The 26,897-nt window shown below is 64.3% G+C and carries 23 protein-coding genes, 2 tRNA genes and 1 pseudogene; 11 read left to right on the top strand and 15 right to left on the bottom strand.

What is annotated here, in order from left to right:
• Nucleotides 1-312: 312 nt before the first annotated feature.
• The 4 genes from cysT to KO538_RS05595 are packed head-to-tail and all read left to right on the top strand — an operon-like array spanning nucleotide 313 to nucleotide 4,064.
• On the top strand, nucleotides 313-1,122 hold the full coding sequence (gene cysT / locus KO538_RS05610) for a sulfate ABC transporter permease subunit CysT (RefSeq protein WP_099408869.1): 810 nt from the start codon (nucleotides 313-315) through the stop codon (nucleotides 1,120-1,122).
• Nucleotides 1,119-2,045, top strand: coding sequence for a sulfate ABC transporter permease subunit CysW (gene cysW, locus KO538_RS05605; RefSeq protein ID WP_070301500.1), 927 nt, complete (start codon nucleotides 1,119-1,121; stop codon nucleotides 2,043-2,045). Before cysT ends, cysW begins: the two co-directional genes overlap by 4 nt.
• Before the next feature lies 1 nt (nucleotide 2,046).
• Nucleotides 2,047-3,117 carry a sulfate/molybdate ABC transporter ATP-binding protein gene (locus KO538_RS05600; RefSeq protein WP_034747519.1) on the top strand — a complete coding sequence of 357 codons (1,071 nt, stop codon included), beginning with the start codon at nucleotides 2,047-2,049 and terminating at the stop codon, nucleotides 3,115-3,117.
• Between the two features lie 14 nt (nucleotides 3,118-3,131).
• The gene (locus KO538_RS05595; RefSeq protein WP_070301441.1) at nucleotides 3,132-4,064 is read left to right on the top strand and encodes a CysB family HTH-type transcriptional regulator; all 933 of its coding nucleotides are present in this window, start codon (nucleotides 3,132-3,134) and stop codon (nucleotides 4,062-4,064) included.
• Here the strand turns inward: KO538_RS05595 and KO538_RS05590 are convergent.
• From KO538_RS05590 to KO538_RS05580, 3 genes are all read right to left on the bottom strand, one after another.
• A complete protein-coding gene (locus tag KO538_RS05590; RefSeq protein ID WP_219327662.1) occupies nucleotides 4,061-4,414 on the bottom strand; it encodes an MmcQ/YjbR family DNA-binding protein in 354 nt (117 codons plus the stop codon). The two genes, KO538_RS05595 and KO538_RS05590, sit on opposite strands and share 4 nt — an antisense overlap.
• Nucleotides 4,411-5,022, bottom strand: a complete 612-nt coding sequence (locus KO538_RS05585) for a DUF2185 domain-containing protein (protein ID WP_219327661.1) — start codon at nucleotides 5,020-5,022, stop codon at nucleotides 4,411-4,413. The genes KO538_RS05590 and KO538_RS05585 overlap by 4 nt, the downstream gene beginning before the upstream one ends.
• A gap of 75 nt (nucleotides 5,023-5,097) precedes the next feature.
• A complete protein-coding gene (locus KO538_RS05580; protein WP_219327660.1) occupies nucleotides 5,098-5,676 on the bottom strand; it encodes a hemerythrin domain-containing protein in 579 nt (192 codons plus the stop codon).
• Nucleotides 5,677-6,073: 397 nt separating this feature from the next.
• Between KO538_RS05580 and KO538_RS29315 the strand changes: the two genes are divergently transcribed.
• On the top strand, nucleotides 6,074-6,625 hold the full coding sequence (locus KO538_RS29315) for a PEP-CTERM sorting domain-containing protein (RefSeq protein ID WP_257620161.1): 552 nt from the start codon (nucleotides 6,074-6,076) through the stop codon (nucleotides 6,623-6,625).
• An 84-nt stretch (nucleotides 6,626-6,709) separates the two neighbouring features.
• Here the strand turns inward: KO538_RS29315 and KO538_RS05570 are convergent, their stop codons facing one another.
• The 3 genes from KO538_RS05570 to KO538_RS05560 form a co-directional block, all read right to left on the bottom strand.
• The gene (locus KO538_RS05570) at nucleotides 6,710-9,133 is read right to left on the bottom strand and encodes a TonB-dependent siderophore receptor (protein ID WP_219327659.1); all 2,424 of its coding nucleotides are present in this window, start codon (nucleotides 9,131-9,133) and stop codon (nucleotides 6,710-6,712) included.
• A 296-nt stretch (nucleotides 9,134-9,429) separates the two neighbouring features.
• Nucleotides 9,430-10,476, bottom strand: coding sequence for an aldo/keto reductase (locus KO538_RS05565; RefSeq protein ID WP_034747971.1), 1,047 nt, complete (start codon nucleotides 10,474-10,476; stop codon nucleotides 9,430-9,432).
• The gene (locus KO538_RS05560) at nucleotides 10,476-11,525 is read right to left on the bottom strand and encodes a quinone-dependent dihydroorotate dehydrogenase (RefSeq protein ID WP_219327658.1); all 1,050 of its coding nucleotides are present in this window, start codon (nucleotides 11,523-11,525) and stop codon (nucleotides 10,476-10,478) included. The genes KO538_RS05565 and KO538_RS05560 overlap by 1 nt, the downstream gene beginning before the upstream one ends.
• Nucleotides 11,526-11,728: 203 nt before the next feature.
• Here KO538_RS05560 and KO538_RS05555 point away from each other — a divergent pair, with 203 nt between their 5' ends.
• Complete coding sequence (locus KO538_RS05555) at nucleotides 11,729-15,040, top strand: S41 family peptidase (protein ID WP_219327657.1); 3,312 nt, start codon at nucleotides 11,729-11,731, stop codon at nucleotides 15,038-15,040.
• A gap of 124 nt (nucleotides 15,041-15,164) precedes the next feature.
• On the opposite strand, the gene KO538_RS05550 is transcribed toward KO538_RS05555, so the two are convergent.
• From KO538_RS05550 to KO538_RS05540, 3 genes are read right to left on the bottom strand one after another with little or no spacing between them, the layout of a single operon-like run.
• Entirely contained in the window at nucleotides 15,165-15,887 is a 723-nt protein-coding gene (locus tag KO538_RS05550) for an arginyltransferase (protein WP_219327656.1), read from the bottom strand.
• Nucleotides 15,888-15,941: 54 nt separating this feature from the next.
• Nucleotides 15,942-16,658: a leucyl/phenylalanyl-tRNA--protein transferase gene (aat, locus tag KO538_RS05545; protein ID WP_072455458.1), complete on the bottom strand. Its 717-nt coding sequence runs from the start codon at nucleotides 16,656-16,658 to the stop codon at nucleotides 15,942-15,944.
• Between the two features lie 11 nt (nucleotides 16,659-16,669).
• A complete protein-coding gene (locus tag KO538_RS05540) occupies nucleotides 16,670-17,248 on the bottom strand; it encodes an NUDIX hydrolase (RefSeq protein WP_034747557.1) in 579 nt (192 codons plus the stop codon).
• A gap of 185 nt (nucleotides 17,249-17,433) precedes the next feature.
• Here KO538_RS05540 and KO538_RS05535 point away from each other — a divergent pair.
• Both KO538_RS05535 and KO538_RS05530 read left to right on the top strand, forming a co-directional pair.
• A tRNA-Met gene (locus KO538_RS05535) sits at nucleotides 17,434-17,510 on the top strand.
• 128 nt (nucleotides 17,511-17,638) lie between these two features.
• Nucleotides 17,639-17,715: transfer RNA gene (locus tag KO538_RS05530), tRNA-Met, on the top strand.
• 70 nt (nucleotides 17,716-17,785) lie between these two features.
• Here KO538_RS05530 and KO538_RS05525 read toward each other — a convergent pair.
• Nucleotides 17,786-18,574: a helix-turn-helix transcriptional regulator gene (locus KO538_RS05525; protein WP_219327655.1), complete on the bottom strand. Its 789-nt coding sequence runs from the start codon at nucleotides 18,572-18,574 to the stop codon at nucleotides 17,786-17,788.
• A gap of 110 nt (nucleotides 18,575-18,684) precedes the next feature.
• Here KO538_RS05525 and KO538_RS05520 point away from each other — a divergent pair, with 110 nt between their 5' ends.
• Nucleotides 18,685-19,878: an MFS transporter gene (locus KO538_RS05520; protein ID WP_072455454.1), complete on the top strand. Its 1,194-nt coding sequence runs from the start codon at nucleotides 18,685-18,687 to the stop codon at nucleotides 19,876-19,878.
• Here KO538_RS05520 and KO538_RS05515 read toward each other — a convergent pair.
• A complete protein-coding gene (locus KO538_RS05515; RefSeq protein WP_219327654.1) occupies nucleotides 19,875-22,181 on the bottom strand; it encodes a xanthine dehydrogenase family protein molybdopterin-binding subunit in 2,307 nt (768 codons plus the stop codon). The genes KO538_RS05520 and KO538_RS05515 overlap by 4 nt on opposite strands.
• Nucleotides 22,178-22,654 (bottom strand): (2Fe-2S)-binding protein, encoded by a 477-nt coding sequence (locus KO538_RS05510; RefSeq protein WP_219327653.1) that lies wholly within the window; start codon nucleotides 22,652-22,654, stop codon nucleotides 22,178-22,180. The genes KO538_RS05515 and KO538_RS05510 overlap by 4 nt, the downstream gene beginning before the upstream one ends.
• A gap of 151 nt (nucleotides 22,655-22,805) precedes the next feature.
• Here KO538_RS05510 and mug point away from each other — a divergent pair, with 151 nt between their 5' ends.
• The gene (gene mug, locus KO538_RS05505; protein WP_072455448.1) at nucleotides 22,806-23,327 is read left to right on the top strand and encodes a G/U mismatch-specific DNA glycosylase; all 522 of its coding nucleotides are present in this window, start codon (nucleotides 22,806-22,808) and stop codon (nucleotides 23,325-23,327) included.
• Here mug and KO538_RS05500 read toward each other — a convergent pair.
• Nucleotides 23,260-24,222 (bottom strand): LysR family transcriptional regulator, encoded by a 963-nt coding sequence (locus KO538_RS05500; RefSeq protein WP_081368289.1) that lies wholly within the window; start codon nucleotides 24,220-24,222, stop codon nucleotides 23,260-23,262. The two genes, mug and KO538_RS05500, sit on opposite strands and share 68 nt — an antisense overlap.
• A gap of 137 nt (nucleotides 24,223-24,359) precedes the next feature.
• Here KO538_RS05500 and KO538_RS29625 point away from each other — a divergent pair.
• Nucleotides 24,360-25,580: pseudogene (locus KO538_RS29625) on the top strand (MFS transporter).
• Here the strand turns inward: KO538_RS29625 and KO538_RS05490 are convergent.
• Nucleotides 25,577-26,368 (bottom strand): anti-sigma factor, encoded by a 792-nt coding sequence (locus KO538_RS05490; protein ID WP_219327652.1) that lies wholly within the window; start codon nucleotides 26,366-26,368, stop codon nucleotides 25,577-25,579. The pseudogene KO538_RS29625 and the gene KO538_RS05490 overlap by 4 nt on opposite strands.
• Nucleotides 26,365-26,886, bottom strand: a complete 522-nt coding sequence (locus KO538_RS05485; RefSeq protein ID WP_219327651.1) for an RNA polymerase sigma factor — start codon at nucleotides 26,884-26,886, stop codon at nucleotides 26,365-26,367. Before KO538_RS05485 ends, KO538_RS05490 begins: the two co-directional genes overlap by 4 nt.
• Nucleotides 26,887-26,897 lie beyond the last annotated feature (11 nt).

Below are 26,897 nucleotides of genomic sequence, written 5' to 3'. Positions count from 1 at the left end.
GCGTCCTACTAGGACGCATTTCCCCGTCGGGTCTGACCCCAGCCGTCAAGGTGTTGGGTTAAGTGTGTGCCCACCCCAACCCCACCCCAAAAGCCGGGGTCGGACCCGCAGGGTCCGACCCCTTTTTTTCGCCCATAGATTCCGCCAGCAAGTATGCAAAATCCATCTAAGCAAATGAGAAATGGTTAGTTCTTTTTATAACGGTTGCATGTGATTATTACGCCCTATAACTCAAAAATGTAATAAGAAGGGGTTTCTATGTCTGCAGCATCAGCAGCACCGCTCAAGGCGCGCGGAGCGCCGTTTCGGGTCATGCCGGGGTTTAAGCTGTCTCTGGGCTTCACGCTCTTTTACCTGGCCCTGATCGTTCTCATCCCGCTGTCGTCGGTGTTCCTGAAGACCTTCACCATGACATGGGACGCCTTCTTCAGCGCCGTCACGTCCGACCGCGTGATGGCGTCCTACCGCCTGACGTTTGGCGCGTCGTTGATCGCCGCCCTGTTGAACGTGGTGTTTGGCGGCATCCTGGCCTGGGTGCTGGTGCGTTATAAATTCCCCGGCAAGCGCATCATCGACGCGCTGGTCGACTTGCCGTTCGCCTTGCCGACGGCCGTGGCCGGCATCACCCTGACGGCCCTGTATTCCTCAAATGGCTGGTTCGGCCAGTTCATCGAAGGTGTGCTGGGCATCAAGGTGGCGTTCACGCCGCTGGGCGTGGTGGTGGCGCTGACCTTCATCGGCTTGCCTTTCGTCGTGCGCACGGTGCAACCGGTGCTGGAAGACGCGGAAAAGGAACTGGAAGAAGCGGCAGCCAGCCTGGGCGCCAATTCCCTGCAAACGTTTATCCGCGTCATCTTCCCCACGATCTTGCCGTCCTTGCTGACGGGCTTTGCGCTGGCCTTTGCCCGCGCCACGGGCGAGTACGGTTCCGTGATCTTTATCGCCGGCAATATGCCGATGGTGTCGGAAATCACGCCGCTGTTCATTATTACCAAGCTGGAACAATACGATTACGCAGGCGCCACGGCCATCGCCGTGGTGATGCTGGTGGTCTCCTTTTTGCTGTTGTTGACGATTAACCTGCTGCAAGCATGGACGCGCGGAAAGGCGAAGAAATCATGAGTACGAATACGACTGCCGCCGCTGGCGTGGACAAGGCGCTGCCGACAGCGCGCCGCTTCGAACCGAATGTCGGCCCCGTTGTGCTGGAACCATTGTGGGTACGAACGGTATTGATCACCATCGCCTTGCTGTTCCTGACAGCCTTCCTCATCGTGCCCCTGGTGGCCGTGTTTGCGGAAGCGTTCAAGAAGGGCTGGGAAGCGTATATCGCCGCCATCATCGATCCGGACGCGATTTCCGCGATTAAATTGACCCTGATCACGGCCGCCATCGCCGTGCCGCTGAACCTGGTATTCGGCGTGGCCGCTTCCTGGTGCATCGCCAAGTTCGAGTTCCGCGGCAAGAGCATCTTGCTGACCCTGATCGACTTGCCGTTTTCCGTCTCGCCCGTCATTTCCGGCCTGATCTACGTGCTGATGTTCGGTGCCCAAGGCTGGTTCGGCCCGTGGCTGCAGGCGCACGACATCAAGATTTTGTTTGCCGTGCCCGGCATCGTGCTGGCCACCATCTTCATCACCTTCCCGTTCGTCGCGCGTGAATTGATCCCGCTGATGCAGTCGCAGGGCAGCGAAGAGGAAGAGGCCGCCATCGTGCTGGGCGCGTCGGGCTGGAACACTTTCCGCCGAGTCACCTTGCCGAATATCAAGTGGGGTCTGCTGTATGGCGTGATCCTGTGTAACGCCCGCGCCATGGGCGAGTTCGGCGCCGTGTCCGTGGTCTCCGGCCATATCCGCGGCGAAACGAACACCATGCCGCTGCAAGTGGAGATTCTGTACAACGAGTACAACTTCGCCGCCGCATTTGCCGTCGCCTCCCTGCTGGCCTTGCTGGCCTTGGTGACCCTGGCCTTGAAAGCTTTCATTGAGTGGCGTTTGAACGAGAGCGACGCCGACGATTCCGCCTTACGTTCTACGGAGCACTGACATGACCATCGCAGTTAAAAACATCCACAAGCGTTTTGGCGATTTCGTCGCCCTCGACAATATCTCGCTGGACTTTCCCGCCGGCGAATTGACGGCCCTGCTGGGCCCTTCGGGTTGCGGCAAGACCACCTTGCTGCGCATCATTGCCGGCCTCGAACATCCGGACAGCGGGCAAGTGCTGCTGGACGCGGAAGATGCGTCGAACCGCCACGTGCGCGAGCGGCAAGTCGGTTTCGTCTTCCAGCACTATGCGCTGTTCAAGCACATGACCGTGTTTGAAAACGTGGCCTTTGGTTTACGCGTGAAGTCGCGCAGCGAGCGCCCGTCGGAAGACCAGATCCGTCGCAAAGTGAAAGATTTGCTGGAGCTGGTGCAGCTCGATTGGCTGGCCGACCGCTATCCGCCGCAGTTGTCGGGCGGGCAACGCCAGCGTATCGCCCTGGCGCGCGCCCTGGCTGTCGAGCCGCGCGTGCTGCTGCTTGACGAACCGTTCGGCGCCTTGGATGCCAAGGTGCGCAAGGAATTGCGCCGCTGGCTGCGCCGCCTGCATGACGACTTGCACGTGACCAGCATTTTCGTCACGCATGACCAGGAAGAAGCGCTGGAAGTGGCCGACCAGGTCGTGCTGATGAACAAGGGCACCGTCGAGCAGCTGGGTTCCCCTGAGCAAGTCTACAACCACCCGGCGTCCCCGTTCGTCTATGGCTTCCTCGGCAACGTCAACCTGTTCCACGGCCGCGTGCATGACGGCGTGATGGCCACCGGCGACGCCAGCTTCGAAGTGCCCGATTATGCGGGCGTGAGCGACAGCAAGGGCACGGCCTATGTGCGCCCGCACGACCTGGAAATCGACCGCTATACGCAGGGCGCGGAAGGCATCGTCGTCAAGCTGAGCCGCGCGCATGCGATCGGTCCGCTGGCCCAGCTGGACTTGCAGCGCGTCGATAACAGCGAGCTGATCGAAGCGGTGATGTCGAACGAGCGTTTTACGCATCTGCAGCTGAAAGAAGGCGAGACGTTAGTTGTCCGCCCGAAACGTCTGCACGTATTCGTTGAACCGACAAGAACCTGAGAGGCTGGAACACTATGAATTTTCAACAACTGCGTTCGATCCGCGAAGCGGCCCGCCGCGGCTATAACCTGACGGAAGTGGCCAACGCCCTGTTCACGTCGCAGCCGGGCGTAAGCCGGCAAATCCGCGAACTCGAGGACGAGCTGGGCGTCGTGATTTTCGAGCGCAACGGCAAGCGCTTGACGGGCTTGACGGAGCCGGGCAAGGGCATCCTGAAGATCGTCGACCGCCTGTTGATCGAGGCGGAAAACCTGCAGCAGGCAAGTCTCGAATACAGCGGCCAGACCAGCGGGACGTTATCCGTGGCGGCCACGCACACGCAGGCGCGCTATGCGCTGCCGAAAGTGGTGCAGGGCTTCCGCGCCGCCTTCCCCGAGGTCCGCATCGCGCTGCAGCAAAGCGCGCCCGAACACATCGCGGAATGGGTGCTGTCGGGTAAGACCGATATCGGCATCGCCACGGAAGGCTTGAGCCAGTTTCCCGACCTCGTGTCATTTCCGTGCTACCGCTGGAGCCATCTGATCGTCGTGCCGGACGGCCACCCGCTGCTCGAGCACTCGCCGATCCGCCTGGAAGACCTGGCGAAATACCCGTTGATCACCTACGACAAGGGCTTCACGGGACGCGGCCATATCGACGATGCATTCGCCAAGGCAGGCGTGACGACCGACATCATTTTGACGGCCATGGATTCGGACGTCATCAAGCAATACGTGGCGCTGGGCCTGGGCGTGGGCATCGTGGCTTCGATGGCCTTCGATCATGGCCGCGACAAGGGGCTAAGGGCCGTGGAAGCGTCGCACCTGTTCGCCACCAACACGACGCGCCTGGCCGTGCGCCGCGGCGCCTACCTGCGCGCCTACGCCTACGAGTTCATCCTGCAGCTGGCGCCGGACTTGACGCGCGAAGACATCGACCGCGCCATGGCGGGAGAGGAAGCGCTCTAGGCGATGGCTGCCCTTTGCGCGCGCGTCAGGCTGGTCACGGCGCGCGCGTAGCTATCTTGCACCAGTTCCGCCAGGTAATCGGCGGGGAAGCGCGCCACGTCGACGATGGTCACCCAGTGAAAGCGGCCCATGTAGCGGGCCGGTTTCACGCCCGGCATGTCCGTCAGTTCGATAAAGCGCTCGGCGCTGACCCGCAGGCTGAAGCGCCACTGCTCGGGTGCGCTGGTCTTGAAATAGACAAATTTCTTGCCGCTCACTTCACACACGAGGATGTTCGACGGTGGGCCATGCAGCACGGCTTGCGCGCCGGGCAGGGCCGCGCAAAATTGCTTCAGTTCATCTGTTGTCATTCGTCCACCGCGATGAATTGTTGCGTGTTGTGGTCGAAGGCATAGGCCGATCCGGCCGGAGAATCCAGCAGCGCAATACAACGATCGTCCACGCTGAGCACGGCGCCCAGCGATACGAGGGCCACGTTGGCGCTGTCGTTCATGTAGTCGTCGCTCTCGTCGTTGGCCGTGAAGCGCCAGCCGCTGTCGTCGTCGTTGTCCGGTTCCTCGCGGTACAGATAGCCGACGGGCGCGCCGTCTTCCAGCACTTTTTTCGTCACGAAGCACAGGCCCGCGTAGCGGTTGACGAGGTTATCGTCATCGTCGTGCTGGGTATTGATGATGTGGCGCGCCGCGAAGGCGATGGGGTCTTTCGCCTGCAAATCGGCGATATAGCCGGGCATGTTGTCGAGCTTGCCAGTGAAGTGCCCATACGGCTCGACCGTATCGACTAGCACCCACATGCGCTCGGCACCCGGCGTTTGCGGGTCGTCGCTGTGGAAGGCGAAGATCAGCTTGACCACTTCGCCGGGGCGCACCTGGGCGATGGCCTCGGGCGGTGATTTATAAAAAGTATAGGGATGGCGCGCCGCCAGTTCGGCGGCGTCGGCCAGGTGCCAGCTGGGCATGGTGGTCCGTCATCGGAGTCGAAGAGCTCCCATGGTAGCTGATTGCCCGCCGGCCTGGCTACTCCCCACGCCAGTTCAGGCCGCCTTGCGGGAAAACAGCCTGGCCGCCAGCAGTACGCCAGCCGCGCCCATGACCCAGGCCGTGGTGCTGCTGGAAAAACCGACCAGCGTATTGGCGGCGATCTTGCCCGCTTGGGGCTTGACCAGTGCCATGCGGCGCTGAGTCATCTGTGCGCCCAGCTCGCTCAAGCGCCTTGCTGTCAGCTGCGTCTCGGCTTCCGGCAGCAGCACGGTTTCTTCATCGGCGACATGGTGCAGCACGCCGCGCATCATTTCCAGCAGCAGGGTGTCATGGCGCGTAGTCGCCGCATCGGTTGCGCGCAATTCGGCGATCAGGCGGCGCATTTCCTGGTGCTCTGGCACGCTTTTCTGGCGAACCGCGGCGTCGCCGTCCAGCTGGCGCATCTGCGGATAGAAAATTTCCTCTTCCAGCTGCGCGTGGATGTCCAGTGCGCTACAGATGGTTTCTGCCAGGGCTTTTTTGACGGCAGGCTTTTTGCTGGTGGTGTACTGATGGAAGGCCAGCAGCACGTGGCTATGGTCGAAGCGGATCATGTCGGTGATGGAGGGACTCAATTTGCTTAAAGTCAGCATGGCGTGCTCCGTGATGGATGTCGGCAGGAGCATGCATGATAGGGCGCGGCGAGGGGCCGTCCGGCAGGAAGCATGACGTTTGTCTGCGCTGGCGCAAGACGGCGTGCGATAACGCCGGCCGGGCTTGCCTGAACGGCGCATGCGTCTGTGTGAATTAACAACACTTCCATCCAGTCAGCAGGTTTCGTTGCCCAGGTTGTACGAAGCATGACACTACGCAAAGCAGGCTCATGCATTCAATGCATGAGACCGATTGAAATTTTCAATGACTCAAGATGTTTCTTTTATTGCATTTTGATTTCCTGAATGATATCTTTTGTCCAATCGCAAAGAAGTGTAATAAAAATATAAGCAACATTGTAATTTTTGAAATTTATCAATAGGGGAAACTATGAACATGACTAAACGTGCTGTACTGGGTCTCTGCCTTGCTGTCTCGGCTTGCCTGGCGCCATTGGCCCAAGCTGCGAGCTGGGTGGAAATTACCGATCCTGCCATGAGCGGCTTCGCTGTGGGCAGCAAGACCGTCACCTACGGCAGCGTGGCAGCGGACTCGGTCTGGGTCTTTGACGGCGCCAACCCGTCGGGCGCGCAAAGTGCGGCCGCCATCAAGAGCTTGGTCAGCAGCAAATTTGGTCTGCCATCGAGCGGCACCGGTTCGCTGGTCTTGGCCGCCCAAGGCGACCTGGTCAGCAGCAAGTCCGGTTCGTTCACCGTCAACTCCAGCTTCGACTACCTGGCCGTGCATTATGGCCGTGGCGAACTGTTGTTCCACTGGGATACGCCGCTGGCCGCCAATACGGTTTTCAGCCTGGGCAACCTGCCGCGTGGCCTGAGCAATTTCCGCGCGTTCAACTCGGTCTCGGCCGTGCCTGAGCCAACGACCTACGGCATGCTGCTGCTGGGTCTGGGCCTGGTCGGTTTTGCCGCGCGCCGCCGCCGCGCCTGAGCCTGATGCGCCTGCGGGCGCAAGACATGAAAAAGCCCGGAAACGCACTGTGCGTTCCGGGCTTTTTACATGGCAGAGCGTTATTTACCAGCTATAGCCAGCCTTGGCGTAGTAGTAGCGGCCGTTGAAACCGTTCGGCGCGAAAATGCTGTAGGGCTGGGTGCCGTTGACGTTCAGGTTGCCGGCGCTCGTTACTTGCGCCGGGTAGCGGTTGGTCACGTTGTCGATGCCGGCCACGAGGCGCCAGTTCTTGCCCAGTTTCACGGAACCGGACACGTCCAGCACCCATTGCGGGTCATACGTCTGGTCCAGCTTGACGTCGTTCTGCGGCACGGTGAAGCTGCCGTAGCGCGTCACGACGCCATGCGCATTCCAGATGCCGAAACCGTAGTCGGCGGCCAGGCTGAACTTGTCCTTTGGCGACGCCACCGTGATGCGGTCGATGCTCTGGCGGTCGATCAGTTTCAGGTTGTTGGCCGTCAGGATGGCCGGATTGTCGGCGATTTTCTGAACCTTGCTCTTGTTGTGGTTGTACGCCACGGTGAGGTCGAGGCGGTCCTTGTCCTGCAGGTCGATGCGGTAGGTGCTGACGATGTCGACGCCTTCCGTGCGCGTGTCGACGGCGTTGGTGAAATAGCGTCCCGAGCCCACAGGCGTGCCTTGCGCGGCCAGGACGCTTTTCAAGGCATTGTTGAGGACCAGATTGGCCGAGAACAGGATGCGGTTGTCGATGTCGATGCGGTAGGCATCCACCGTCGTCGTGAAGTTGCGGTTAGGCTGGAACTGCAGGCCCAGGCTGTAGTTGCGGGCCTTTTCCGGTTTCAGATCCTGTGCACCGAGGGCGCGCGCCTGCGGCGTGTTGACGGCGAAGGTACCCGTCTCGATCGGTGTGTTGACGCCGTTGACGACCTGGAAGTTGGTGGTGGTGATGGTGTAGTACTGCTGCGCCAGCGATGGCGCGCGGAAGCCGCTCGACACCGTGCCGCGCAGGGACAGGGCATCCGTGAACGCATAGCGCGCGGAACCCTTGGCCGAGGTGGTGCTGCCGAAATCGCTGTAGCGCTCATGGCGCAGGGCCACGCCGCCCGACAGTTTCTTCGTCGCTTCCGCTTCCAGGTTGACATAGATCGACTCGTTGTGGCGCGAATGGCTGCCCGCGTTGGCAGGACGGAAGCCGGCAAAGCCTTGCGAGCCGCCGCCCGTGTACGACGCTTCGTCGCCGGCGCCGATGCTGTACTTTTCATGGCGCGCTTCGGCGCCGACGGCTACCGTCAGCGGACCCGTAAAGTAAGAGACGGGAAATTCGCGCGCGGCATCGAGGTTGAATACGGTTTGTTCGTTTTTCAGCGAGCCGGCATAGAAATGCGTGGGGCTGTTCGCGCCCAGCGACTGGTTGACCGTGTTGTCCAGGTCCAGTTCGAACTTGTTGCTGCCGTAGTTCAGGCTGGCATCCCAGCGCCAGCCGGCCGCCTCGCCGCGCAAGCCCGTGACGATGGACTGGTCCGTCAGGGTGCTGTTTTGCAGCGGCAGGAAGCCTTCCGGGAACAGCGGCGTGCGTTGGACAAACAGCTTCGAATTATTCGGGTCCGCGATCAGCGCCGTGCGCCAGGTGGCGGCGGCCGACGTGTCGCGCTTGCCATAGTTGCCGAAGGCGTACCAGTCGATATTGTCGTTGATGCGGTATTCGCTGTTGAGGAAAATCGTCGCCGGCTTGCTTTCCGGATCGCCATAGCGCTGGTTGACCTTGCCGTAGCGCGGCTCCAGCGGATTGCGGAAGTCGGCGCCGGCGCGGTTGGTCGGATCGCGTTCCGCCACTTCCGCCGAGACGCGCACCCAGCCGTCGTCGCCGAGCGCGAAGCCGGCCGAACCCTTGATGGATTTCTGCTTGCCGTCGCGTTCCTGCGTCTGGCCATAGCCCACTTCGACGTCGCCGCCGGCCGCGCCTTTTTTCAGGATGATATTGATCACGCCGGCAATCGCATCGGAACCGTACTGGGCCGCCGCGCCATCGCGCAGCACTTCCACGTGGTCGATGGCGGCCAGCGGAATGGCGTTCAGGTCGACGGGCGCCGAACCGCGGCCCAGCGAACCGTTGACGTTGACGACGGCCGACGTGTAGCGGCGCTTGCCGTTCACCAGCACCAGGGTCTGGTCGGGCGACAGGCCGCGCAGCTGGGCCGGACGCACGGCGTCGCTGGCGTCGGCGCCCGTGGCGCGGGCAAAGTTCAGCGATGGCAGCAGGCGCGCCAGTACGGTGGCCAGTTCGCCCGAACCCGTGCTTTGCAGGTCGCGCGAGGTGAGGATGTCGATCGGCGATTCGGAATCGATGGTGCGGCGGTTCTTGGCGAAGGTGCCGGTAACCACCACCGATTGCAATTCGCCTTCGGCCGGCAGCTCTTGCTGCGCTTGCGCCTGCATCGGTAGGCTGAAGCAGGCGACCAGGCTGGCGGCGATAACGGTTTTGACGGGGAGGGCGGGAAGCTGGGAGCGGGCGGTGCTTGAACTCATCGACGATATCTCTTCGGTTGGTGGTTGCGCGGACCATGGCGGTCCGATGATGCAATCAGATTAACAGTGGGCACGCGGCGTGCTTACGAATCGTTCTGTCTATCGATATGCAATAAATATCTGAAAGGCGTCAACATGGCGCGAGTAGCGCATATGGCCTCGTTTCCAGCATACGACCGGGCAAGGCAAGGCCGCAATGCTGCACAGCAGTAAATTGCCAGCTGTTGTATAAATACGACTAGTTGCGATGAAAGGGGGGAGCCTGGCGGCGGCCTGCGCCGCCAGGAGGGGCGCGCTTACTGCCCAGGGTTGGGCAGGCTGGCGTGGATGGCGTCGACGGCCGCCACGAGGTCCGGCGACAGGCTGACTTGATGGGCATCGATATTTTGCTGCAACTGCGCCACGCTGGTGGCGCCGATGATGGTCGAGGCCACGAACCAGCGCGAGTAGCACCAGGCCAGCGCCAGCTGCGCCGGCGTCAAGCCGTGCGCGCGGGCCAGCGCCGCATACTGGGCGGCTGCCGCTATGGTAGCGGGGCGCACGTAGCGGGGACTCCAGCCGGGCGGGAAAATCGTCAGGCGGCCCCTGGCTTGCGGATCGTCGAGGTATTTCGCCGTCAGCTGGCCGAACGCCAGCGGGCTGTAGGCCAGCAAGCTGACATTTTCCCGGTGGCAGGTCTCGTCGAGCAAGCTCGTCTCGAAATGGCGTGCCGTCAGGTTGTACAGGTTCTGGACCGAGGCAATGCGCGGCAAGCCTTTCAGCTCGGCCTGCTTGATGTATTCGCACACGCCCCACGACGATTCGTTCGACACGCCGATGTGGCCGATCTTGCCCTCGTCGACCAGCTTGCCCAGCACGGCCAGCGTGTCTTCGATGGCGACCGACGCATGTTCCTTGCGCGGGTTGTACACGCTGGCGCCGAAGATGGGCAGGTTGCGGCTGGGCCAATGCAACTGGTACAGGTCGATGTGCTCCGTCTGCAGCCGGCGCAGGCTGTCCTCGACGGCGGCACGGATGTTGACGGCGTCGTGGTCCGTCTTGCCATTGCGTATCCAGTGCATGCGCGAGTTCGGCCCGGCCACCTTGCTGGCCAGCACGATCTGGCTGCGCTTGCCGCTTTTCTTCAGCCAGCTGCCGATGTAGCGCTCGGTGCTGCCCTGCGTTTGCGCGCTGGCCATCACCGGATACATCTCGGCCGTGTCGATGAAGTTGATGCCGCGTTCGAGCGCGTAATCGAGCTGGCTGTGCGCTTCGGCTTCGCTATTCTGTTCGCCGAAGGTCATCGTGCCCAGGCAGATCGTGCTCACTTCCAGGCTGCTGGAGCCCAGCTTGACCTTGTCGATCATTTCGCCTGCTTGCCGCGCAGCGCGCGGGCGCAATCCTTGATCAGGGCGGGGCCCGCGTAAATCAGGCCGCTGTACAGCTGCACCAGCTGCGCGCCCGCTTCAAACTTGGCCACGGCGTCCAGGCCCTGCATGATGCCGCCCACGCCGATGATGGGCAAGGCGTCGCCCAGTTCCGCTTTCAGCAAGCGGATGACATTGTTCGACAGCTCGAACACGGGCGCGCCCGACAGGCCGCCCGCTTCCGCGCCGTGCGGCATGCCTTCGACGGCGCTGCGCGACAGGGTCGTGTTGGTGGCAATGACACCGTCGATCCGGTGGCGCGTGAGCGACTCGGCGATGCTTTTTACCTGTTCACCATCCATGTCCGGCGCGATTTTCAGGGCCAGCGGCACGTAGCGCTTGTGCTTGTCCGCCAGGCGCGCCTGGGCTTCCTTGAGCTGCGACAGCAGGGCGTCGAGTTCCGACGCGCCCTGCAGCTGGCGCAAATTTTTCGTGTTCGGCGACGAGATGTTCACCGTCACATAGCTGGCGTATGGATAGACTTTTTCCAGGCACAGCAGGTAATCGTCGGCCGCCCGCTCGATGGGCGTGTCGGCGTTCTTGCCGATGTTCAGGCCCAGCACGCCCGCGCGGTTCTGGTAGAACTTCGACGCCTGCACGTTGGCGACAAAGGCGTCCACGCCGCCATTATTGAAACCCATGCGGTTGATGATGCCCTGCGCCTGCGGCAGGCGGAACATGCGCGGTTTCGGATTGCCCGCCTGCGCGCGCGGCGTGACGGTGCCCACTTCGATGGAACCAAAACCCAGGTCGGCCAGCGCGTCGATATAGGCGCCATCCTTGTCCAGACCGGCGGCCAGGCCGACCGGGTTGGGGAAGGTGATGCCCATCACCGTGCGCGGGTCCGCCGCCGGTTTGCCGGCCAGCTTCGTCAGGCCCAGCGCGCTGGCGCGTTTCAGGGCGGGCAGGGTCAGATGGTGGGCCGCTTCGGCATCCATCGAGAACAGCAGCGGGCGGGCGAGGGAGTACAGGAATTTTTCAGACATGGGGCGCTTTGAGTAGGTATGCGGGCTGCCGGGAAGGGCTGGCGGCGCGCGAAATAAGTGCCGTATTTTACCGTGTTCCGCACGGCTGCCGGGTGTATAGTTCTCTTTGGTCTAAAGCAACATTAATTCATTCATAATTTGCATTGGGCCGTGGACCTTCCTTTTTTTTCTCTGTTCTGTTGACTTCATAAGCGAGACATCGATTGAAAAAGACACGCATCTTGACGGCCATCGCGGCCGCCAGCGCACTGCTGCTGAGCCACCCGGCCCTGGCCCTGCCCAATACGCAAGACACCCGCATGCTGAGCGAACCGGCCGTCTCCAGCAGCCACATCGCCTTCATCTATGCGGGAGATTTGTGGCTGTCCAACCTCGATGGCGGCGGCGCGCGGCGCCTGACCTCCGATCTGGGCGACAAGTCCAATCCCGTGTTCTCGCCCGACGGCAGCCTGATCGCGTATAGCGCGAATATCGACGGCAATATCGACGTGTATGTGATCGCGGCGGCCGGCGGCGTGCCGCGCCGCCAGACCTTCCACCCGGGCGTGGACCTGGCGCAGTCGTTCACGCCCGATGGCCAGGCCGTGATGTTTACCTCGCCCCGCGCCGCCTTCAACAACCGCTTCCAGAAACTGTTTACGGTGCCCGTGGCGGGCGGCGTGGAAACGCCGCTGGAAATTCCGAACGCGTCGCGCGCCACGTATTCGCCCGATGGCAAGCGCATCGCCTACAACCCGCTGGCGCCCGCCTTCAAGCAGTGGAAGCGCTACCGGGGCGGCACCAATTCCTGGCTGTGGCTGTTCTCGTCGTCCGACAAGTCGATTGAAAAAATCCCCCAGCCGACGACGCGCTCGAACGACGTCGACCCGATGTGGATAGGCGACACCGTGTACTTCCGCTCGGACCGCAACGGCGAATTCAACCTCTTTGCGTATGACGTGAAAACGAAGGCCGTGCGCCAGTTGACGCGGCATGCGGATTTCCCCGTGTTGAACGCGTCGGCCGCGAACGGTAAGATAGTCTACGAGCAGGCCGGCTATCTGCACGCGTTCGACATCGCCAGCGGCCAGGCGCACAAGCTGACCATCGCCGTGGCCAGCGACCTGGGGCAGACACGCCCCCGCTGGGTCAAGAACGCGAAATACATCCGCGACGCGTCGATTTCGCCATCGGGCGCGAGGGTCGCCTTCGAGTACCGGGGCGAGATCGTCACCATCCCCGCCGACAAGGGCGACGTGCGCAATCTGACGCAGACGGCCGGCGCCCACGAGCGCACGCCGATCTGGTCGCCCGATGGCCGCTCGGTCGCGTATTTCTCGGACGAGTCGGGCGAGTATGAATTGCACGTGCGGTCGCAGGACGGCAAGGGCGCGGTGAAGAAACTCAAGCTCAATGGCAGCGGCTTCTATGACAACGCCGTCTGGTCGCCCGACAGCAAAAAGATCGCGTTTGCCGACAATGGCTGGAGCATGTACGTGATCGACGTCGGCACGGGCAAGGTGCAGAAGGTCGCCACGGAGCCGATGTATGGCGTCGACAAGAGCATGCGCGCTTCGTGGGCGCCCGACTCGCGCTGGCTGGCCTACACGCTCAACTCGCCCACCTACACGCGCAGCGCCTACATCTATTCCGTCGAGCAGAACAAGTCGATGCCGGTGACCGACGGCCTGTCCGACGTGGCCGAACCTGTGTTCGACAAGAGCGGCAAGTACCTGTACTTCTTCGCGTCGACGAATGCGGGCCCCAGCAACAACTGGTTCTCGCAGCAGAACGAAGACAATCTGGTGACGCGCACCGTGTGGATGGCCGTGCTGCGGCGCGACCTGCCGTCGCCCCTGATCAAGGAAAGCGACGAGGAAAAGGCCGCCAACGCGGACGCGAAAAAAGACACGGCGAAGGCAGAAGCCGAGCCGAAGACTGAACCGAAGATCGATCCGAAGACGGGCCGCGACGATCCGAAAGTGGTAGTCGCACCGGTGGCGCCGATCAGCATCGACTTCGACGGCATCGCCACGCGCATCGTCGACTTGCCGCTGCCGGCCGCGCAGTTCTCCAGCCTGGCCGCTGGCGCTGCGGGGCAGATCTTTTTGCTGCGCGAAAGCGATGGCAAGAAGGCCGTGCAGCGCTTCGATCTGAAGGAGCGCAAGGCGGAAACCGTGGTGGCGGAAGCCGACGATTTTGAAGTGTCGGCCGACGGCAAGAAGCTGCTGTACCGCCAGAAGGATAACTGGGTCATGGGGTCCGCCACGGGCAAGCTGCTGATGCCTGGCGAAGGCAAGATCAAGGTCGACGCCATCGAAGTAAAAGCCGACCCGCGCGCCGAGTGGACGCAGATTTTCAACGAGGTGTGGCGCATCAACCGTGATTATTTCTATGATCCGGGCATGCATGGCGTGGACTGGAAAGCCATGCGCGACAAGTACGCCGTGTTCCTGCCCGAGCTGTCGAGCCGCGCGGACCTGAACCGCCTGATTCAATGGATGTGCAGCGAGCTGGCCGTGGGCCATCACCGCGGTGGTGGCGGCGACGATTTTATCGAGGCGAAGAAGGTGCCGGGGGGCTTGCTGGGCGCCGACTATGACGTGAGCGATGGCCATTACCGCTTCAAGAAAGTGTATGGCGGTTTGAACTGGAATCCGGCCCTGCGCGCGCCGCTGACGGAGCCGGGCCTGAACGTCAAGGCGGGCGAATACCTGCTGGCCGTCGACAGCCGCCCGCTGGCGCCGCCGACGAATATCTACAGCGCCTTCGAGAACACGGCCGGCAAGGCCATCGACCTGACCGTCGGTCCATCGGCCGACCGCAAGGGCGCGCGCACGATCACCGTCGTGCCCGTGCCGACCGAGGATGCCTTGCGCAACCGCGACTGGATCGAAGGCAATATGCGCAAGGTCAATGCGGCCACGGGTGGCAAGGTCGCGTACGTGTACGTGCCGAATACGGCGGGCCTGGGCCACACCTACTTCAAGCGCTATTTCTTCCCGCAGGCGGACAGGCAGGCCATCATCGTCGACGAGCGTTTCAATGGCGGCGGCAGCGTGGCCGATTACTACATCGAGATCCTGCAGAAGAAGGAAATCGCCTGGTGGACCATGCGCTACGGCGCCGACATGAAGACGCCGTCCGCGTCGATCCAGGGCCCGCGCGCCATGCTGATCGACGAGACGGCCGGTTCGGGCGGCGACCTGCTGCCGTGGATGTTCCGCAAAAATAATATGGGCCCACTGATCGGCAAGGCAACGTGGGGCGGCCTGGTGGGCATCCTCGGCTTCCCCGTGCTGATGGATGGCGGCACCATCACGGCGCCGAACCTGGCGTTCTGGACCCGCGAAAACGGCTGGGGCGTGGAAAACGAAGGCGTGCCGCCCGATATCGAAGTCGAGCAAACGCCGGCCGACGTCATCGCCGGCCGCGATCCGCAGCTGGAAAAAGCGATCGAGGTGATACAGGCCGAGCTGGCGAAAAACTCGCCCGTGCTGCCCAAGCGTCCGGCGTTTCCGGACAAGAGCAAGTGAAAGAGTAGGTCGGATTAGCGGAGCGTAATCCGACAATATTGTTGGCGCCGCCGGTGGTGTCGGATTACGCGCTTGGGCGCTAATCCGACCTACCAACTGCCCTCCCAGCGACATGCGCTTGGTTTTACATCACCACCCACTGTCCTTTGATTCTGGCTTCCAGCGGCTTGAAATTGATTTTATAAGCCATCTTCGGGCTCTGTTCGATCCAGTAGCCGAGATACACATACGGCAGCCCCAGCTCGCGCGCCTGGGCGATTTGCCACAGCACGTTGTAGGTGCCGTATGAGGCGCCCGGCACGTCGGGGTCGAAGAACGTATAGACGGACGACAGGCCGTCGGCCAGCACGTCGATGATGCTGACCATGCGCAGGATACCGTCGGCATCGCGGAACTCCACCAGGCGCGTGTTGACCCGGCTTTGCAGCAGGAATTGCGCATACTGGTCGCGGCTGTCCTGGTCCATGCCGCCGCCCGCGTGGCGCGTGCTCTGGTAGCGCAGATACAGTTCGTAGTGTTCGTCGAGGAAGGACAGGGTGGCCACGCCCGCTTGCAGGCCGGCGTGCCGGCTCCAGGCGCGGCGCTGGTTGCGGTTGGGCGTGAAATCGCCCGTCACCACGCGCACGGGGATGCAGGCCTGGCAGCCGTCGCAATACGGGCGGTAGGTAAAAATGCCGCTGCGGCGAAAGCCGTTGCGCACCAGTTCCGAATACACGTCGCTGTTGATCAGGTGCGAAGGCGTGGCTACCTGCGAGCGGGCCTGGCGGTCGTCCAGGTAGCTGCACGGGTACGGTGCCGTCGTGTAGAACTGCAGGGTGGCAAACGGTAGTTCGTTCAGGTGCGTCATGCTGATCCTGTCTGGTCTGTCCGCGGCGGTGTGCCTTGATCTATCATAGCTTTTTTACGCCGGGGGCGCAGCATGCCAATCGGTGATTTGCGCTGCTTCAATGGCGATCCGTACATGGGCCAGGAAGCGCGCGCGCGAAATGGGCGCCGCGCCCAGCGAGGCCAGGTGTCTGGTTTCTTGCTGACAGTCAATCATGGCCACGCCGCGCGCCTGCAAAAACCGTACGAGGTGGGCCAGCGCGATCTTCGAGCCATCGGAAACGCGGGCGAACATCGATTCGCCATAGAACATGCGACCGATCGACACGCCATACGCGCCGCCCACCAGTTCACCGTCAAACCACAGTTCCGACGAATGCGCGTAGCCCAGCTTGTGCAAGCCCGTGTAGCCGGCGATGATCTCGTCCGAAATCCAGGTGCCCGGGCCATCCTTGCGCGGCGCCGCGCAGGCGCGCATGACGGCCTCGAAATCGCCGTCGAAGCGCAACTGCCAGCGGCCATCCGTGGCGGCGCTGCGCTCGACCTTGCGGATCGCCTTGGCCAAACTGTCGGACACCTTGAAGTCTTCCGTCATCAGCACCATGCGCGGATCGGTGCTCCACCACAGTATGGGCTGGCCTTCGGAAAACCAGGGGAAGATGCCGCGCCGGTAGGCGTCGAGCAGGCGCGCGGGCGACAGATCGGCGCCGGCCGCCAGCAGGCCGGGCGCCTCGTCGGTCAGGGCGTGCGAGACGTCGGGGAACGGGGTGTGGATGTCGAGCCAGGGAATCATGCGGCGGTTGCTTATTCTGCGTCCGCGCGGGCCATCGGGCGCGTGATGTCGCCCGTATGGACGCCATAGCTGCCGCCTTCGCGGATTTTCACGCGGTCGGCAAAGAACAGTTCCAGGGTGGCGCGGATGGTGGGGAAGGCCAGGTCATCCCAGGGAATCTGCGCTTCCGTAAACAGCTGCACGTCCAGGCTTTCGATGCCGGGCGCGAAATCGAGGTCGCGCAAACGCGCCAGGTAGAACAGGTGCACCTGGTGCACGCGCTGCACGTTGAGCAGCGAAAACAGGGGGCCCAGTTCGATATTCGCGCCTGCTTCCTCCACCGTTTCGCGTTCGGCCGCGTCGGACGTCGTTTCATCGTTTTCCATGAAGCCGGCCGGCAGGGTCCAGTAGCCGAGGCGCGGCTCGATGGCCCGCTTGCACAGCAAGACCTGCAGCTGCCCATCTTCTTCCCAGACGGGAATCGAGCCGACCACCATTTTCGGGTTCTGGTAATGGATGGCGTCGCAGTTGGCGCACACATAGCGCGGACGGTTGTCGCCTTCCGGAATGGACAGGCTGACAGGATGGGCGCATTCGGAGCAGAATTTCATGGGCAGCTTAGGATAAGAGATGTCTCGTGTAACGCTTACTGTACACCGATTGCGTGCCGCGTGGCGAGCAGCGCAGGCACGATTGGCTGCCGCTCATGCCGCCCGCGTATTCATTAGATTGGTCTATTACGGTTGAATTTGAGATAGCTATTGCCTAAGCCACCCGTTTGCCCTTATAATTCTTGTGCGGGGTGGAGCAGTCTGGCAGCTCGTCGGGCTCATAACCCGAAGGTCACAGGTTCAAATCCTGTCCCCGCAACCAATACCGGAAAGCCGCTGATTCTTGCAAAAGATCAGCGGCTTTTTCATTCTCAAGCCGCCGATGCAGCTCTTCCAGCCCGCTGCCGAGATTAGCTCCCCGCAGTGCAGCAAACTGGTATATAATTCGCCTGCGGGGTGGAGCAGTCTGGCAGCTCGTCGGGCTCATAACCCGAAGGTCACAGGTTCAAATCCTGTCCCCGCAACCAATTCGAAGCCGCTGGTTCCTCGCAAGAGGGCCAGCGGTTTTTTCGTTGTGCGCCCCGTTGTGCGCCCCGTTCACTCCGGCGCCTGGCGCGCATACACGACCAGGCGCAAGTGGCGGTCCGCATCGATGGACAGCGAGGTGTGCTCATAGGCGACCTGCTCGCCGTCGATTGTCAGCTGGCGCACGCCTGCACACGGCGCATGTACATCGTGGCGGCGCCACCACAGCTTGAATTCGGGTGACACTTTTTCCAGTTCCTGCACCAGCGCGTGGATATCGGCTTCCTGCGTGGCGCGCGCATAGTCGCGGCGAAAGCTCGACAGCATCAGCGGCGCCTGCTCTTCCCAGGCCGTGAAGCGTGCGCGCAGCAGCGGGTCGGTAAACAGCAGCCACAGCAGATTGCGGCGCGAGGCGGCATGCGCGCCGAAACCAAACAGCGCGTCGGCGTCCGCATTGAACGCCAGTACGTCCCAGCGCAAGTTGAGCACATAGGCCGGATGCGCCAGCTCGTGCATCAGGCGGCGCACGAGCGGCGGCACCACGCAAAACGTCTTGCCTTCTTCGGCCGGCGGGCGCGCATGCGCGAGCAGGAACAGGTGGCGGCGTTCTGCCGCGTCCAGTTTCAGCACTTCGGCCAGCTTGTCGAGGAAGGCGCTCGAGACGCCGATGTCGCGCCCTTGCTCGAGCCAGGTGTACCAGGTCAGTCCCACGCCGGCCAGCGCCGCCACTTCTTCGCGGCGTAGGCCGGGCGTGCGCCGCCGTCCTCCACCGGGTAAACCCACGTCTTCCGGCGACAGCCGCGCGCGCCGCGCCCGCAGGTAGGCGGCCAGTTCGTGGCGGGTGCGTTGCAAGGTGCGCATGGTGCGGTCTTTCCGGTGAGGCTGTTGCTATCAGTAATAGCATAAACAGTTAAATTGTAATTGTTTATATTGTATTCCAGAATGCCTGCTTTCTTTCCGAAGGCTTGCCCATGTCTGACTCTTCCCGCAGCGCCCCCGCAGTTGGCACTACCGCGCTTCCCGCCGCCGTCTACCTGATCGCCATTGGCGCGTTCGCGCTGGGCATGGCGTCGTATGTGACGGCGGGCCTGATGCCGATGATCGCCGGGGCGTTTTCCGTTTCCCTGGCGATGGCCGCGCAACTGGTGACGGCGTTCACCCTGGCCTATGGCCTCGGCTCGCCCTTGGCCGTGGCCTTGCTGCCGGCGCGCGCGCAGCGCTCCGGCCTCTTGATCGCCTTGGGTGTATTCGTGCTGGCGAATGGGGCTAGCGCGCTGGCGTCCGGTTTCAGCGGTTTGCTCGCATGGCGCGCCATTGCGGGCATCGGTGCCGGCGTCTACCTGGCGCTCGGTATCGCGGCGGCGGCGGGCGTGTCTGCGCCGCAGCAGCGGGGCAAGGCCATCGGCGTGATCATGGGCGGCATGGCGGGCGGCACGGTGCTGGGCGTGCCATTGAGTTTGCTGCTGGCGCAGCAACTGGGCTGGACGGCGGCCCTGTGGCTGGTGACTCTTTTGGGCGGGCTGGCGCTGGCGGGCTTGCTGTGGCAGCTGCCCGCGTTGCCGGCGGCACCGGCGATTTCTCTGCGCCGCAAACTGGCCTTGCTGGCCGATGGGCAGGTGCTGGCCATCTTGCTCGTGTCCTTGCTGGCGGCCATCGCCAGCCTGGGCATGTACACGTTTATCGCGCCGCTGCTGGCGTGGTCCGCGAACGGTATGGCGATGTCCGCCACGCCCTTCCTGTGGGCGTGGGGCGTGGGAGGGATCGTGGGCAGTGTGCTGGTCGGGCCATGGGCGGACAAGGTGGCGGCGCCGAAGCTGACCTGCATCATCTTGCTGCTGCTGGCGCTGGCCTTGTGCGCGCTGCCGCTGGCGGCCGGCTGGTCGGCCTGGCTGATGCTGGCGCCGATCGCGCTGTGGGGCGCGGCTGGCTGGGCCCTGCAAGTGCCGCAAAACCAGCGGCTGCTGGCCGTGCGCGCGCGGCAGGGCGACGGCAATCTGGCCATCGCCCTCAACGAATCGGCGCTGTACCTGGGCAGCGCCATCGGCGCCGCCACGGGCGGCCTGCTGCTCCTGCTCAACTGGCCGATGTGGCTGCTGGCGGCAGGCGCCGCCTTGGTCGCCACTGCGGCGTTGCTGCTGCAGTGGCCTGCCGCGCGGCGGACTTAAGCCTTTTTCGCCAGCTGCATGCCCACGGGCAGGGCGCGGATGCGCTTGCCCGTGGCGGCGAAGATGGCGTTGCACAGGGCCGGGGCGATCGGCGGCGTGGCCGGTTCGCCCACGCCGCCGAGCTCCATCTCCAGGGTGCCCGGCACCAGATGCGTGTGGATCACGCGCGGCGCATCGGCGGCGCGCAGCACGGCGTAGTCGTGGAAATTGCTTTGCTCCACCCGGCCATTTTTAAAGCTGATCTCGCCGCTCATGGCCAGCGACAGGCCCATGATGCAGGCGCCCTCGATCTGCGAGCGCACGCGGTCCGGGTTGATCTGCGGGCCGCAATCCATGGCGATGTCGACTCTCGGCACGATGACTTCGCCGGCCGCATTGATCTCCACTTCGATCACGGCCGCCACATAGGTGACGAAACTGTAGGACACGGCCAGGCCCAGTCCCCGTCCCTTGGGCAGCTTGCGGCCCCAGCCCGCCTTGGCCGTCGCCAGCTCGATCACGTGGCGCATGCGGCCGATATCGACCGGATACTTCGCCGGGTCTTCGCCATAGTTCCAGCCGTCGGACAGGTCGGCCGGGTTGATCTTGCGCGCGGGGCCCAAGAGCGCCAGCAGGTAGTCGCGGTGGTCCTTCTTTGCCGCGTGGGCCAGTTCGGCCGTGAACGACTGGATGGCAAACGCGTGCGGGATGTTCGACACGGAACGGAACCAGCCGATGCGCGTGTGGGCCGGCACTTCGGGCACTTCCACGCGGACGTTTGGAATAGCGAACGGCACGTTGATGGCCGACATGCCCAGTTCGAACGGCGCCTGCTTGTTCGCGCCGGCGGCAAAGGTCGAGGTGATGGTGGGCGCGGCTGTGCGGTGCAGCCAGGCCGTCGGCATGCCTTTCGCGTCCAGCGACGCTTCCAGCCGTTCGACGGACACCGTGTGCAGATAGTCGTGCTGCAGGTCGTCGTCGCGCGTCCACGTCAGCTTGACGGGCGCACCATCCATGGCCTTCGACAGCAGCGCCGCCTCGACGGCGAAATCGGGTTTCGATTTGCGCCCGAAGCCCCCGCCCAGCAAGGTCACGTGGACGGTGACGTCGTCGTACGACAAGCCCAGGGCCTTGGCCACGTTGCTGCGCGTCGCTTGCGGCGCCTGCACGCAGGCCCACACTTCGGCCTTGCCGCCGGCGATGCGCACGGTGGCGGCGGGCGGCTCCATGGTGGCGTGGGCCAGGTGGGGCAGATAGTATTCGGCGCTCAGTTTGCGCGCGGCGGGAGCGGCGGCCAGGGTAGCCACCGTCTTGCCCTGGTCGCGCGCCGGGCTGGCCGGCTGGCGCACGGCCGCTTCCAGCGTCTTGCGGAAGGCTTTTGAGTCGTAATCGCCGTTCGGGCCATCTTCCCATTCCAGCACCAGCGCTTCGCGGCCCTTGATGGCGGCCCAGGTGTTACGCGCGATGACGGCCACGCCGCCCAGCGGATTGAACATGGCCGGCGGCGGGCTGCCCGCCAGTTCGACGATGCGCAGCACGCCAGGCACTTTCAGGGCCGCCGTCTTGTCCACGCTTTTCAGCTTGCCGCCGAAGACGGGCGGACGGGCGATGACGGCATACGCCATGCCATCGAGGCGCGTGTCGATGCCGAAGTGGGTATTGCCCGTGACGATGTCGCGCAGGTCGATACCGCGCGTGCTGGTCTGGCCGATGTAGCGCAGCTCGTCCGCCGTTTTCAGGCTGATGCGCGCGCGTGGCGGCACCGGCAATTTGGCCGCTTCTTCGGCCAGAGCGCCGAACGACAGCGAGCGTCCGCTGGCCGCATGCACGACCGCATGGTTGACGGCTTTCACCTCGGTGACTGGCACGTCCCAGCGCACGGCGGCCGCCGTTTCCAGCATCAGGCGCGCTGTGGCGCCCACGTGGCGCATGGCGCGGAACGAGTGGCGCATGCTGCGCGAACCGTCCGTATCCTGGCTGCCGTAGCGCGCTTCGTCGGCGGGCGCCTGCTGCACGCGCACCTGCGCCCAGTCGGCGCCCAGTTCATCGGCCGCCACCATGGGCAGGCTGGTGCGGATGCCCTGGCCCATTTCGGAGCGGTGCACCACGATGGTGACGATGCCATCGGCGGCCACCGACAGGAAGACCAGGGTGTCGTCGACCACGCCACCGGCCATCTTGTCACCGCCGTATTTGACGGCGTCGGCCGCCATCACGAGGCCGGAGGGGCCTGCCACCAGAGTCAGACCGGCCAGCGCGCCGGCCGCCTTGAGCCAGTTGCGCCGCGCAGGCGAATGGACGGCGGGAGTGTCATGGATGCTCATTTGGCCGCTCCTTTTGCGTTGATGCTGGTGGCGGCCTGCTTGATGGCCGCGTGGATGCGCGTGTAGGTGCCGCAGCGGCAGATATTGCCGCTCATCGCTTCGCGGATTTGCTGGTCGTTCGGCTTGGGCGTCTTGTGCAGCAGGGCCGTGGCCGACATGATCTGCCCGGCCTGACAGTAGCCGCATTGGGGCACGCCGTGCTCCTGCCACGCTTGTTGCAAGGCCAGGCCGACCTTGTCTTCGCCCACGGCTTCGATGGTGGTGATCTTCTTGCCGGCGGCGGCCGACACCGGCGTCACGCAGGAGCGGATGGCTACACCATCGAGGTGCACGGTGCAGGCGCCGCACAGGGCCATGCCGCAGCCGAACTTGGTGCCGGTCATGCCCAGTTCGTCGCGCAGGGCCCACAGCAGGGGCGTGTCTTCAGGCAGGGCAAGGTCGTACTGTTTGCCATTGATGGTCAGGGTCGTCATGTGTATTCCTCTGTGGGGGCTGGTACGGAAAGCGCGACGGCCATCCGCCATACGGATTAGCTCATCAGTAGGGGATGGTAGCACCAGCCGCCATGCGCTGCAGGGAGTGGGGCCCGGTGGCATACTGCGGCTTCTGATATTGGAGTTCTCCATGACATACATCGCAGCGGCGCAAGGCTTGCCGGACATCCTCGCTCCCGGCTTGCAGGTGGTTTTTTGCGGTCTCAATCCCGGCGTGGACGCGGCGGCGGCCGGCCACCATTTTCTCGGCCGCGGCAACCGCTTCTGGCCCGTGCTGCACCTGTCCGGCTTCACGCCGCATCTGGTGGCGCCGCAGGACGATGCCAGCGTGCTCGGTTTCGGACTGGGCTTGACGGCGGCCGTCGGCCGCCCGACCAGCCGCGCGGACCAGGTGGGGGCGGACGAATTCGCGCAAGCGGCGGCGGGCCTGCAACATAAACTGGTATTGATGCGGCCGCAGTGGATCGCCTTCCTGGGCAAGGCCGCCTACGCGGCGATGACGGGCAAGCGCCAGCTGGCGTGGGGCGAACAGGCAGAGCGCTTCGGCGGCGCGCGTGTGTGGATCTTGCCCAATCCCAGTGGGCTCAATCGCGGCTATTCGAAGGAGCGGCTGGTCGACGCGTATGCGGAACTCCAACGCGCGCTGGGCTGACGTCCAGTGCCGCGGCGCGCAACAGCGGCGTGACGAAATCGAGGAAGGCGCGCAATTTCAAGGGCAGCGGCGCTTGTCCCTTGTGCAGCAGGCTGACGGGCAAGGGCGCCGCTTCGAACGGTGCGAGCACGATGCGCAGCCTGTCGCCGCGCAGGGCGTCCATCACCTGATACGACAGCACGCGGATCACGCCCGCGTCCAGGGTGGCGGCGGCGATCGCCGCGTCCACCGTATTGACGGCCAGGCGCGAGTGCACGGGCACGGACTGCGCAGCCTTGCCCGTGCCGAAGACCCAGGCGCGCCGCGATTCCAGCACCTCGAAACTGATGCAGGCATGCGCGGCCAGATCGCCCGGCGCAGTTGGCGTGCCATGCGCGGCCAGGTAGCCGGGGCTGGCGCAGACGACCCGGCGCACCGTGCCGACCCGCGTCGCCACGAAGCTGCTGTCGGGCAGGTCGCCGATGCGCACGGCCACGTCGACCTGCTCGTCCATCAGGTGCAGGACGCGGTCCGTCAGTACCAGCTTGATCTCGATGTCCGGATAGCGGGCGAGGAACGCCGCCACCACGGGCACGATGTGCAGGCGTCCGAACATGACGGGCGCCGTGATCGTCAGTTCGCCTTTCGGCACCGCGTATTCGCCCGTCGCAATACGCTCCGCTTCGCCGATCTCTTCGAGGATGCGGCGGCACGCGGCCACGTAGGAGTGGCCCGCCTCCGTCAGCGACAGCTGGCGCGTCGTGCGGTGCAGCAGGCGCGTGTTGAGGTGCGCTTCCAGCGCCGCCACCTTGCGGCTGACGTTGGCCAGCGGCATGCCGAGATGGCGTGCGGCGGCCGACAGGCTGCCCGCGTCCACCACGGCCAGCAGGATGGTCATGGATTCCAGTCTATCCATCGCGTGTTCTCATGTGAGTCTATCGAATTTTGGAAGAATGATTCTCAATCTTATGGGATTCTCTTTGTTGGTGCAAGTACGTAAGCTGGTCTCCTTCGCCGCGGCATGTTGCCGCGGCAACTTGAAAGGAGAGCGCCATGCGCCCCACACCCATTCCCCCGCCCGATGCACACACCGTGGCGTCCGCGCCGCGCGGCAAGATCCTCATGATGGCGGTGATCGCCGGCGCGGTCATCACCAACATCTATTGCACCCAGCCTATCCTGCCTCTGATCCAGTCCGGCCTCGGTGTCGATCTGGCGGCCGTCAACCTGGTCGCCGGCGCGGCGCTGCTGGGCTTTGCCACGGGGCTGGCGCTGCTGCTGCCGCTGGGCGACCGCGTCGACCGGCGCACCCTGGTGCTGGGGCAGATCGCGCTGGCTTTCGTTTGCGCCCTGGCGGCGGCGCTGGCACCGGGCATCTGGCCGCTGATCGGCGCTTCGTTTGGCCTGGGCATCGTCAGCTGCGTGCCGCAGCAACTGGTGCCGCTTGCCGCGAGCATGTCGCCGCCCGCTGAGCGCGGCCGTTCCGTCGGCACGGTGGTCAGCGGCATCATGGTGGGCATCCTGCTAGGGCGTACGGTCGCCGGCGTGGTGGGCGAGGCCTGTGGCTGGCGCGCCGTGTACGCCATGGAAGCGGCGTTCATGGTGCCCGTGTGGATCGCGGCGGCGGCCTTGCTGCCACGCGGGAAACCGGGTAGCCAGCTCTCCTACCTTGGCTTGCTGGCGTCGTTGTGGCCACTGGCGCGCGACCATCGTCCCCTGCGCGAATCGATGCTGATCCAGGCGCTGTAGTGGGCCTGCTTCAATGCGTTCTGGGTCAACCTGGCCTCGCTGCTGGCCAACGGTCCATGGCACCTGGGCAGCGCCTGGGCTGGCGCCTTCGGCATCATCGGCGCGGCCGGCGCGCTGGCCGCCACCGTGGGCGGCAGGGCCACCGACAGACTCGGTTCGCGCACGGTCATTGGCCTGAGCATCGCCATCGTGACCTTGTCCTACGTACTGCTGGCGGGCGCCGCCTCGTCGCTGGTCTTGCTGGTGATCGGCGTCATCGTGCTCGACATCGGCGTGCAGGCCGCCCTGGTAGCCAACCAGACACGCGCCTTTGCCGTCGATCCGGCCGCCCAGGGCCGCATCAACAGCCTGTACATGACGGCGACCTTTATTGGCGGCGCCGCCGGCGTGGCGGTGAGCGGCTGGCTGATGCAGCGTTTCGGCTGGACGGGCGTGGCGGTGTTTGGCGTTGTATTGGGCTTGCTGGCCGGAGCGATCCACCTGGCCGGATCACGCGCACAGCGGCGCGCGCCAACCTTAACTTAACGCGGCTGTTCCAGCTGCGCGTACACGGCGCCGGCGATCTTGCCCAGTTCCTGCTTGGGCAGGTTCGCCGAGAGGGCATAACCGAGCTGGCCGTCGATCCAGTAAAACACGCTCAATTCCTTTTCCTGCGTGTAGCGGAAGGCCGTTTCCTGCCTGCCGGCCCGCTCTTTCGCCACGTACAGGGTCAGGCGCTTGCCGCCGCCATCTTCATACATGAATTGCGCCACGGGGCCGTCGCCATCGCCGGGCAGCAAGCGTCCGCCGATCAAGCGATAACCGAGCGGCGACAGCGCGGGCGGCTGCAATTTCGTACCCAGGCGTTTCGACAGCCATTGCACCAGGTGCGCCTCCTGTTCCGCGCCCACCTCGACGGGGTGGCGCACTTCGGGCGTGTAGACGGCGTGGGCGATGGCGGCGCTGCGCGCCAGGGCAAGGGGGCTGGCGCTGGCGGTGATGCTGTCGCCGGCATCGCCGCGCAGCAGCCAGCCGCCCGCGCCGCCAGCGATCACCAGCACGACGGCCGCTGCCGCCTGCATGGCGGGGCGCTGCCAGGCGCCGTTCGCGGCCGGTGGCGATGCCGCTTGCAGCAGGGCCGGTGGCACGGTTTCGTCCAGCACGGGGTCGAACAGGGCGCGCAGTTGCCGGTTCTGTGCACGCCAGGCGTCGACTCGGGCGGCGTCTTCTGGATGCCCGCGCAGGTGGTCGTCGATGGCCGCGCGCTGTTCCTCGGGCAGGACGCCGTCGGCCAGGGCGTGCAATTGCGCTTCGCTGATGGCTTGCGTTGTCATTTCACGACTTTCAGGGTGGGGGCGCCATGGCTTCCAACGGGGCGGCCGTCGAGCAGTTCGCGCAGCCGCTCGCGCCCGCGCGATAAACGCGACATGACGGTGCCGATGGGGATGTCCAGGGTGGCCGCCACCTGCTCGTACGGCATCTGTTCCAGCGCGACGAGCAGGATCACTTCGCGCTGCCCCAGCGGCAAGCGGGCCAGCGCCGCATCCATTTCGCCGATGGCGATGGACTGCCCGGGCGTGCGCTCGGGCGCGGGCAGCAGGGCGTCGTCGTCGAGCTCCTGCAGCGCCAGGCCGGGACGGCGCAATTGATCCACGTGCAGGTTGTGCATGATGGAAAACAGCCAGGGCCGCATCTCGCCGCCGCGCTGCCGCTGATCGAGCTTGCGCCACGCCCGCTCCACGGTGTCCTGCACCAGGTCGTCCGCGTGCAGGGCGCCCGCCAGCGCGCGCGCATAGCGGCGCAGGCCGGGCAGGCACGCTTGCAGCTGGCGGCTATCGTCTTGCGTGGCCATCGTGGCGGCGG

Source organism: Janthinobacterium sp. NKUCC08_JDC (assembly GCF_019345575.1).
In the GTDB taxonomy this organism is placed as follows: Bacteria; Pseudomonadota; Gammaproteobacteria; order Burkholderiales; family Burkholderiaceae_D; genus Janthinobacterium; species Janthinobacterium aestuarii.
Note: the sequence above shows the minus strand (reverse complement) of the source record. Positions and strands in the feature narration are given on the sequence as shown.